This is a genomic window from Bradyrhizobium sp. PRIMUS42 (assembly GCF_023006515.1).
Classification (GTDB): Bacteria; Pseudomonadota; Alphaproteobacteria; order Rhizobiales; family Xanthobacteraceae; genus Bradyrhizobium.
In genome coordinates, this window is the sequence record NZ_JALBGZ010000244.1 from 1 (window position 1) to 8,396 (window position 8,396).

Here is an 8,396-nt window from a genome sequence, read left to right on the forward strand (position 1 = left end):
GCAACTGACAATGATCGATCAGATCGGCGAGGATATCGCGCGCCTCAAGAACAGGATCGAGAGTTGCCGGAATGAGACGATTAATAAGCTCTGGCAAGAGGATATCGCTCGCCTGGAGCAACGTGAGAGGGCCGCACTCAAGGCTCTGGTCGCCGCAATCCGCAAGCATCCCGACCTTGCCAAGAGGCTTGCGCTGATCAGCAGCGTCGACGGCATCGGGCTGCCGACCGCCGTCGCCATCCTGGTGCGTCTGCCTGAGATCGGCCAGATCACGCGGGAGCAAGCGGTCGCTCTCGCCGGCCTTGCACCCTATGACGACGATAGCGGCGACCGGTCAGGCGTTCGGCATATCGAGGGCGGGCGAAAGCGGCTGCGTCGCGCACTCTATACGGCTTCACTGGCGGCATCGTTTCGATGGAATCCGCAGCTCATCCAGCTCTACCAACGACTGACCGCAGCCGGAAAGGAACACAAGCCAGCGCTCGTTGCCTGTGCCAGAAAGATGCTCATCTTCGCTAACACAGTGGTAGCCCGCGGCACGCCATGGTGCGGCGAGCCGCCGGGATCACTCCCTGCTTCTTAGTTCGACCGGGACGCGTTTCTTCGTCCCGACCTGCGGCTCCTCCTGGCGCCGCGCGCAGCGTCCGTCAAGGATGGCCGTCGCTCGCCCCAACCTCACCCGGTCTGCCGCCAGGCCACGCCTTGACGGACGCGAGCACGGCGTCATCATGGCAGGCGCAGGCGATCCGTACGGCTCAAAACACCGCCGCCATTTAATGGTTGCTACGATACTGTGGTTGCGGAGAGAGACCCCTCATCCGGCACGCACTACGTGCGCGCTACCTTCTTCCACAAGGGGAGAAGGAAGAAGTGTCAGGCGCTGCTGCCCTTGAGCCGTTCGTTGCGTCGGCGCAGGCCCTCCAGGGTGGCGAGGAGGATGACCGATACCGTCGTCAGGATCACCGCCGCTGCCGTGATGGTCGGGCTGATGTTCTCGCGGATACCGCTGAACATCTCGCGCGGCAGGGTGCGCTGCTCGGGACCCGCCATGAACAGCACGATGACCACCTCATCGAAGCTGGTCGCGAAGGCGAACAGCGCGCCGGATGCGAGGCCGGGCAGGATCAGCGGCAGGATCACGCGGCGGAACGCATACAGCGGCGAGGCGCCGAGCGAGGCGGCGGCGCGTGCCAGATTGGTGTCGAAGCTTTGCAGCGTCGCGCCGACCGTGATCACCACAAAAGGCGTCGCCAGCGCGGTGTGGGCCAGGATCAAGCCGAGATAGCTGCCCGTCAATCCGATCGGCGCGAAGAAGAAATACAGGCCGACCGCGGTGATGACACCAGGCACGACGACGGGCGACAGCACGAAAGCCAGCACCAGCGGCTTGAAGCGGCTCTTCCACTGCGCCAGCCCCAGCGCGGCCAACGTGCCGAGCACCATGGACAGCGCCGTCGAGGCGACGCCGATGATCATGCTGTTCTTCAGTGAATTCATCCAGCGCGGCGAAGTGATGAAGTCGTCGTACCAGCGCCAGGATAGGCCGGGCAGCGGATAAGTGAGATATGAGCCCGAGCTGAAGGACAGCGGCATGATCGCCAGGATCGGCGCGATCAGGAAGATGAACACCAGCGCGGAGACAACGATGGTCGCGGTCCACGCGATGCGCTGGCTGGGTGTTCGGAGAGAGGAATTGTCGCTCAATTCTTCATGCCTCCCGTGACCTGCTGTCCCTGCACCAGCTTGCCGTAGACCAGCGCCAAGAGAATGGTGGCTAGCAGCAGCACCGCGCCGAGCGCCGAAGCCAGACCCCAATTGGCCGTCTCGGTGGTGTAGAGTGCGATGAAGTAGCTGATCATCTGATCGGCGGCGCCGCCGACGAGGGCCGGCGTGATGTAGTAGCCGAGCGCCAGGATGAAGACGAGCAGGCTTCCCGCGCCGACGCCGGGCAAGGTCTGCGGCAGGTAGATCCGCAGAAAAGCGGTGAGGGGTGGCGCACCGAGCGAGGCGGCGGCGCGCATGTAAGCGGGCGAGATCGCCTTCATGCTGCTGTACAGCGGCAGGATCATGAAGGGCAGGAGAACGTGGGTCATCGCCACGCAGACGCCGAAGCGGTTGTAGATCAGGCGCAACGGCTCGTCGATGATGCCGAGCCAGTGCAGGCTGTCGTTCACGACGCCTTTGCTCTGCAGCAGCACGATCCAGGCGCAGGTGCGGACCAGGAGCGAGGTCCAGAACGGCAGCAGGACGAAGATCATTAGGAGGTTCGACCGGCCGGGCGGCAGCGTCGCCAAGAGGTAGGCGACCGGGAAGCCGAGGATCAGGCAGAGGATGGTGACGCTCAGGCTGATGATGAAGGTGCGGGTGAACAGGCTGCGATAAATCGCCTGATCCGGCGCGGCCGCGACGATCGCGCCGTCCACGTTCCGCGTCAGGTCGAGCGCCGCCAGAAGGTAGAAGCCCGTGATGGAGCCGCCGGCATCCTTGATCGCCGTCCATGTCGCGCGTTCGCGCCAGGCTGCATTGATCTTGCCCAGCGTCTCCTTGGCCGCGCCGGGCTCGGGAGTCGCTTTGAGATTGCGTGCAGTGCTGGTCAGGATCGTGCGGAAACCGTTCAGCGCGTAGTTCAGCCGTTTGGCCGCGATGGCGATGGTGCCGGCGGCGCGAGCCGCCTGGATGTCGCTTGCCAGCGCCGCAAAGGTGGTTTCGTCCGGCAGGTCCTTGCCGTCCCAACTAGCGAGGGCCGCGATAGTTTGGGGCAGAACCTGACGCACCTCGCGGTCATCGACCGAACGCCACAGCATGCCGGCGATGGGCCCTGCGAAAGTGAAGAGCAGGAAGACGAGCAGCGGCGCGACCAGCGCCAATGCCTTGACCTGGCGCGTTCGCTCAGCGCGCCTCAATCGGCGCTTGAGCGGCACCTCGGTCGACGCATTGGCGCTGGTCATGAACGCATTCGTCATGGATCGAGCCTTGCGGGGCCCGCTACTTCGCGGCCCATTTGTTGAAGCGCTCGGTCAGGCGGTCTATATTCTCGAGCCAGAAGCCGACGTTGATCTCGACCGCGTTCTTGATGTTGTCAGGCGCGGTCGGCAGGTCTTTCAGGACGGCGGGCGCGAGCTTGCCGGCCGCGTCCTTGTTCGAAGTCCCATAGGCGATGTTCTCCGACAGCTTCGACTGGTTCTCCGGCTTGCCCGCGAAGTCGAGGAACTTGTACGCAGCGTCCTTGTTCGGGCTGCCCTTCAGGATGACCCAGCTGTCGAGGGTGAACAGCGCGCCGTCCCACACCATGCCAAAGTTCTTCTTCTCGTTCTTGTTCGCGGTGTCGATGCGGCCATTGTAGACCGAGGTCATGGCCACCTCGCCGGAGGCGAGCAATTGCGGCGGCTGGGCGCCGGCCTTCCACCAGACGATGTCGCCCTTGATGGTGTCGAGCTTCTTGAAACCGCGCTCGACGCCCTCGTCGGTCGCGAGCACCTTGTAGACGTCCTTGGGCGCGACGCCATCGGCCATCAGCGCGATCTCCAGCGTGGTCTTCGGGCCCTGACGCAGGGCGCGCTTGCCGGGAAACTTCTTGGTGTCGAAGAAGTCGGCCCAGCCGCTCGGAGCCTCCTTCAGCTTGTCCTTGTCGTAGCCGAGAACAAAATCGTAGAGGATGGCGCCGACGCCGCAAGGATTGACCGACGGCGGGATATAGGCGGCTTCACCGCCGATCCTGGTATAGTCCATCTTCTCGAACAGGCCTTCCTCGCAGCCGACCGCGAGCTCATCGCTCTCGACCTGGACGACGTCCCAGGTGGCGGCACCGCCCTGCACCTTGGCGCGCAGCACGCCGACGCCGCCGTCCCAGGACTCGTCGTTCATGGCAATTCCGGCCGCCTTCTTGAACGGCTCGAAGTAGACCTTCTTCTGGGCATCCTGATAGGCGCCGCCCCACGACACGACGGTGAGGTCACGCGCCTCCGCGACCGTCGCCAGCGCAGCGCTGGCACTGAACGCCGCGGCGAAACCCAGAGCAATCTTGCCAATCTTGCGCTTTTGCATGTGTTGGTTCCTTCTTCGTGTGAGTTGCGTTGAGCTTGATTGTTCTCAGGTCCGGTGTTGGATCAGACAGGATCGAGGGCCAGGCAGTCCTCCGGACGGAAGCTGATGAAGACGCTTTCACCATGCGTGAGGTCATGATGCGCTCCCGGCGGAAGCTTGACCATGAACTCCCCGTTGCCGGCGACATCGAGCACGGCCAGCGCGTGGTCGCCGAGATAAATCGCGTTCTGCACTTTCGCCGGTAGCCGGTTGGGTCCGTCGCTGGAGCTGCCGTCGGGAAGTAGCGTGACGCGCTCCGGCCGTACCGACAGCGAGGTCGACGCGCCCGCGCCTGCTATATTGACCGCCCGTGCCGTCACAGTGCCGCCACCAGCCAGCGCGACGCGGCAATAGTCCTTGTCGACCGTCTCGACGGTGCCGGCCAGCACGTTGTTCTCGCCGATGAAGTGGGCGACGAAGCTGTTCACCGGACGCTCGTACAGCGCGTCGGGCCTGTCGATCTGCTGCACGATGCCGTCGTTGAACACGGCGATGCGGTCCGACATGGTGAGCGCTTCACTCTGATCGTGGGTGACGTAGACGACTGTGATACCCATCCTCTCGTGCAGTTGCTTGATCTCCAGCTGCATCTGCTCCCGCAGGCGCTTGTCCAGCGCGCCAAGGGGCTCGTCCATCAGCACGAGCTGCGGATTGAAAACCAGCGCGCGTGCCAGCGCCACCCGCTGCTGCTGACCGCCGGAGAGTTGTCCGGGTCGCCGGTGCGCCAGGGCTTCCATCTTGATCATGCGCAGCGCCGACTTGACGCGCTCCTGCGCGTCCGCCTTGCTCGTCTTGCGAACGGATAGCGGGAAGGCGATGTTCTCCGCGATCGTCAGGTGCGGAAACAAGGCATAGTTCTGGAACACCATGCCGATGTCGCGCTTATGCGGCGGCATGTTCTTGATCGGGCGGTCCGCGAGATAGATCTCGCCATGGGTCGGAACTTCGAAGCCGGCCAGCATCATCAGCGTGGTCGTCTTGCCCGAGCCCGACGGGCCAAGCAGGGTGATGAACTCGCCCTTCCTGATGTCGAGATCGAGGTTCTTCACTACGAGGTGCTCGCCATCATAGGTCTTCTGAATGCCGGAAAAGCGCACCAATGCCGGCGCAGGCGTGACCATGCCGGCTTCCATGTTGTCCTCGGCTTGCCGCTACAATGCTGTCAGCACCTCGTTCGAGGTTGCGAGGAACAGCTTAGCACCCTCCGATGAGAATGCCAGCGGTGCGAGCGATGAAGACTCGCGCGCCCGCGCTACATCTACGGCAGCTTCGTCACCGACACATTCAGCGTGCCGCCGGCTTCCGCGACCACGCGCAGCGTTTTGGAATCGAAGGCGATGTCGGCGAGCGTCAGGCTGTCGATCTTGGCCTCGACCTTGAGGCCGTCCTCGCTCTTCTGGTAGTCGGCGATTGCGGCGGCGATCTTCTCGCGGGCATTGGCAGCGATCGGCTTCAGATCGAGCGTCGCCTTCTGAAGCAGCGCCTGCTGCATCTGCGGCACGACCGCGCGCGCCGCGGCGCCCAGGAGGCCAAACGCCGCCTCGGATTCCACCGCGAGCTGGATGTCGGTGAGCCGCAGCGTCTGCTGCGCCTGATCGAGCACCGGCCGGCCCCAGATGTGCACGGTCGCCTCGGCGCCCAGACCGAGCCAGCTCTTCTTTTCCTTGGCGCGCACCAGGAGCGAGATCAGCAGGCGTTCGCCCGACGGGATCACATTGACGCTCTTGACGGTGACATCGACCGGACCGGAGCCGTCCTCGGGATAGGTGCGACCGACCATCTGTGCCGTGATCAGCTTGTTGATCTCGGTGAAGGGCACGTCGATGGGAACGCCGATATTTACGCCGGTGCCGGTCGGCGGCACGATCGAGATCTTGTCGGGGAACGGACAGTCCGGCTTGGTCGGCGTCGAGGTGACGCGCGTCTCCGCCTCCAGGCCCATCAGCAACGTCACGGCATGCGCATCGACGCGCGGCTGCGCGGCGATGGCGCGGATCGGCTTCATCTCCAGCCAGAGCGGCGGCAGCCCGGTCGAAGAGCCCGAGCCCTGCAGCGGGATCGAGCGGCATGCCTTGGCCCATTGCAGCTTCGCATTCTCGCGCAGGCTCGGATCGTTGCGGATGCGTTCGGAGACGGCATTGATCTGCTCGCCGACATTCTTGTCGATCAGCGGCTTCACCTGCGCCGGTACGTTGACCTTGGCGCCGGCGACGTTGACGTTGGTATCGCCGAGATTGACCTGCGCGCCGAGATTAGGCTCGAGGTGCCAGTTGGCCGCGAGCTTCGGGCGCGAGGTGACGACCACGTTGCCCTTGATCTCCGCGCTGGCGTTCAAATTCTTGATGTTGACTGCGCCGATCCGTTTTGCTGCGTCACCGCCGAGCACGCTGCCGAGCGCGTCGCCGAGCGCACCTGTGGCTTTCGAGGACAGCGAACCTGTCACGTTCAGCTTGCCGCTGAGCGGCGTCGAGATGGTCAGCACGTCCTTGTCGCCACTGGCTGCCATCGGCCCGCGCACGGCGGTCCAGCCGATATCGGCATTCTCCAGGATCTGCGAGATCGGGTTGTCAGCCTTGCCTGCGAAATTACGCGGCGCGGCCTTTTCGGCCTGCTCGCGGATCGCCGATATCGCGATCGCAACCGGGGCGATCACGATCGAGCTCTTCGCCACCGGCGGCAGCGGCGGCAGTTGCGCCACCGGCGGCGCCGTTGTCGTTGCGCGCGGCGACAGCCAGTCCATCGCCTTCAAGCTGACGAAGAACGACGCCGCGAGCACCGCGACGGCGATCAGGATGGTCTTCAAGTTCAACGTTAGTCGCATCAGTCCCCCAGGCCGCCCGGCGGGGATTCTACAGGGCGGACGAGGAGGGCGCTAGAGCGCACCGATGGGGTGGAATTGGGGCGAATGGGTTAACGGCAGCGACCGCATCGCTGCCGTGCGTTCAGGGCCATCGTCGTGACCCTAGCCGCGCCGGGGACGGCGGACCGCTCTCACATTGCCGTTGGCACCGCCGCCGCAGAAGAAGCGGTCGCCACCATCGGACTCCAGCCCCGACACGCCCGTCCCGGCGGGCAGGTCGAGCTGCTCGAGCACCTTGCCCGTCTCAGGGTCGATCCGCCTGATGTCGCTCTCTTCGTTCTCCCAGGTGCCGTGCCATAGCTCGCCGTCGACCCAGGTCACCCCGGTGACGAAGCGCTTGCTCTCGATGGTGCGGAGAACCTTACCCGTCTCCGGATCGACCTGGTGGATCTTGCGTTCGCGATATTGCCCGACCCACAGCGAGCCCTCGGCCCAGGCCAAGCCGGAATCGCCGCCGCCGCCTGGCGCCGGAATGGTGGTGAGCACCTTGCCGGAGGCCGCATCGATTTTCTGGATGCGATCCTCGGCGATCTGGAACAGGTGCCGGCCATCGAACGCCGTGCCCGCATGCGCGGCGACATCGATCGAGCGCGCGACCTTGCCGTTATCAGGATCGACCGCATTGAGCTTGTCACCGGATGCGAACCAGACATGACTGCCGTCATAGGTGACGCCATGCACGGCTTCGACGCCTGCAAAAGGCCCATACTCTCTGATGATCTCGGCGGCTGAACGTTTCATGTGCTTGATCCCTGTGATGTCACCCATCCTACGTCTTCAGCAGCGGCGAGGGGAGTAACAAGGCTGTCGGGAAACCCGGGATCGGCGGCGTCATCCAGCGCCGCGCACGCCCTTGTCCGAAGGACTGCACCTTGTTCGATCGCGTCAGCTCGTCGAGGGCCCGCTGCACCGTGCGCGCACTCGTTCCCAGCGCCAGCGCGAGCGCCGAGCTCGACCAGGGCTCGCCATCGGAGAGGAGGGCGAGGATCGTGGCGTGCTTTTCCTCGACGGGCCGTGCCAGCACGAGAACCTGCCGCGTCTTGCGCGGTGTCAGCGCAAAACCCTGCTTCGTCGCGGTCACATCGGCGAGCGGCCTGAGCTTCGCGCGGAGCCGCCCGATCTCGACCCGCAATCGCGCGCGATGCGATTCATCGAGATGCCGGGCCTGAAACGCTGCTGTGATCAGCGCCTCGCGTGAGACATCCGCAGGCCATGCTTGCGCCAGGATGCGCGCGAGCGCGAACAGCACGGGCCGCGTGCCGAGCGACACGACGGTGTCTTGCCTGCGAACCGAATGATGGAACATGTCCACGACAAGCGCCGCGGAGGTGGCGAGATCTTCGACCTGTTCGAGCAGCAGCGGCCGTTCCTCGCCGCGCGTGATCAGCCGCGCCGCCGGCGTATCGAGCACGAGGCTCGTGCTTTCGACCTCGGCCGTGAGCGCGGGGATGCC

8 protein-coding genes are annotated in these 8,396 nt (G+C 64.7%); 1 reads left to right on the plus strand and 7 read right to left on the minus strand.

Annotated elements, in window-relative coordinates; genetic code table 11:
- Window positions 1-583: transposase (locus MOV75_RS18965; RefSeq protein ID WP_246930303.1), on the plus strand; the 583-nt coding region annotated here is incomplete at its 5' end.
- Window positions 584-873: 290 nt separating this feature from the next.
- Here the strand turns inward: MOV75_RS18965 and MOV75_RS18970 are convergent.
- From MOV75_RS18970 to MOV75_RS19000, 7 genes are all read right to left on the minus strand, one after another.
- Entirely contained in the window at window positions 874-1,704 is an 831-nt protein-coding gene (locus MOV75_RS18970; RefSeq protein WP_246925888.1) for an ABC transporter permease, read from the minus strand.
- Window positions 1,701-2,963: an ABC transporter permease gene (locus MOV75_RS18975; protein ID WP_247006381.1), complete on the minus strand. Its 1,263-nt coding sequence runs from the start codon at window positions 2,961-2,963 to the stop codon at window positions 1,701-1,703. The genes MOV75_RS18970 and MOV75_RS18975 overlap by 4 nt, the downstream gene beginning before the upstream one ends.
- Window positions 2,964-2,985: 22 nt before the next feature.
- On the minus strand, window positions 2,986-4,044 hold the full coding sequence (locus MOV75_RS18980) for an ABC transporter substrate-binding protein (RefSeq protein WP_246925891.1): 1,059 nt from the start codon (window positions 4,042-4,044) through the stop codon (window positions 2,986-2,988).
- Between the two features lie 62 nt (window positions 4,045-4,106).
- Complete coding sequence (locus tag MOV75_RS18985; RefSeq protein ID WP_246925894.1) at window positions 4,107-5,216, minus strand: ABC transporter ATP-binding protein; 1,110 nt, start codon at window positions 5,214-5,216, stop codon at window positions 4,107-4,109.
- 125 nt (window positions 5,217-5,341) lie between these two features.
- Window positions 5,342-6,904 carry a DUF4403 family protein gene (locus MOV75_RS18990; RefSeq protein WP_246925896.1) on the minus strand — a complete coding sequence of 521 codons (1,563 nt, stop codon included), beginning with the start codon at window positions 6,902-6,904 and terminating at the stop codon, window positions 5,342-5,344.
- 141 nt (window positions 6,905-7,045) lie between these two features.
- A complete protein-coding gene (locus MOV75_RS18995; RefSeq protein WP_246925899.1) occupies window positions 7,046-7,684 on the minus strand; it encodes a PQQ-binding-like beta-propeller repeat protein in 639 nt (212 codons plus the stop codon).
- Between the two features lie 28 nt (window positions 7,685-7,712).
- On the minus strand, window positions 7,713-8,396 hold a 684-nt coding region (locus MOV75_RS19000; RefSeq protein ID WP_369010462.1), incomplete at its 5' end, for an HTH domain-containing protein.

Coding starts and splice junctions, on each gene's coding strand:
- MOV75_RS18990 (WP_246925896.1), bottom strand. CDS start 6,904: ATGCGACTAACGTTGAACTTGAAGACCATCCTGATCGCCGTCGCGGTG.
- MOV75_RS18980 (WP_246925891.1), bottom strand. CDS start 4,044: ATGCAAAAGCGCAAGATTGGCAAGATTGCTCTGGGTTTCGCCGCGGCG.
- MOV75_RS18995 (WP_246925899.1), bottom strand. CDS start 7,684: ATGAAACGTTCAGCCGCCGAGATCATCAGAGAGTATGGGCCTTTTGCA.
- MOV75_RS18975 (WP_247006381.1), bottom strand. CDS start 2,963: ATGACGAATGCGTTCATGACCAGCGCCAATGCGTCGACCGAGGTGCCG.
- MOV75_RS18985 (WP_246925894.1), bottom strand. CDS start 5,216: ATGGAAGCCGGCATGGTCACGCCTGCGCCGGCATTGGTGCGCTTTTCC.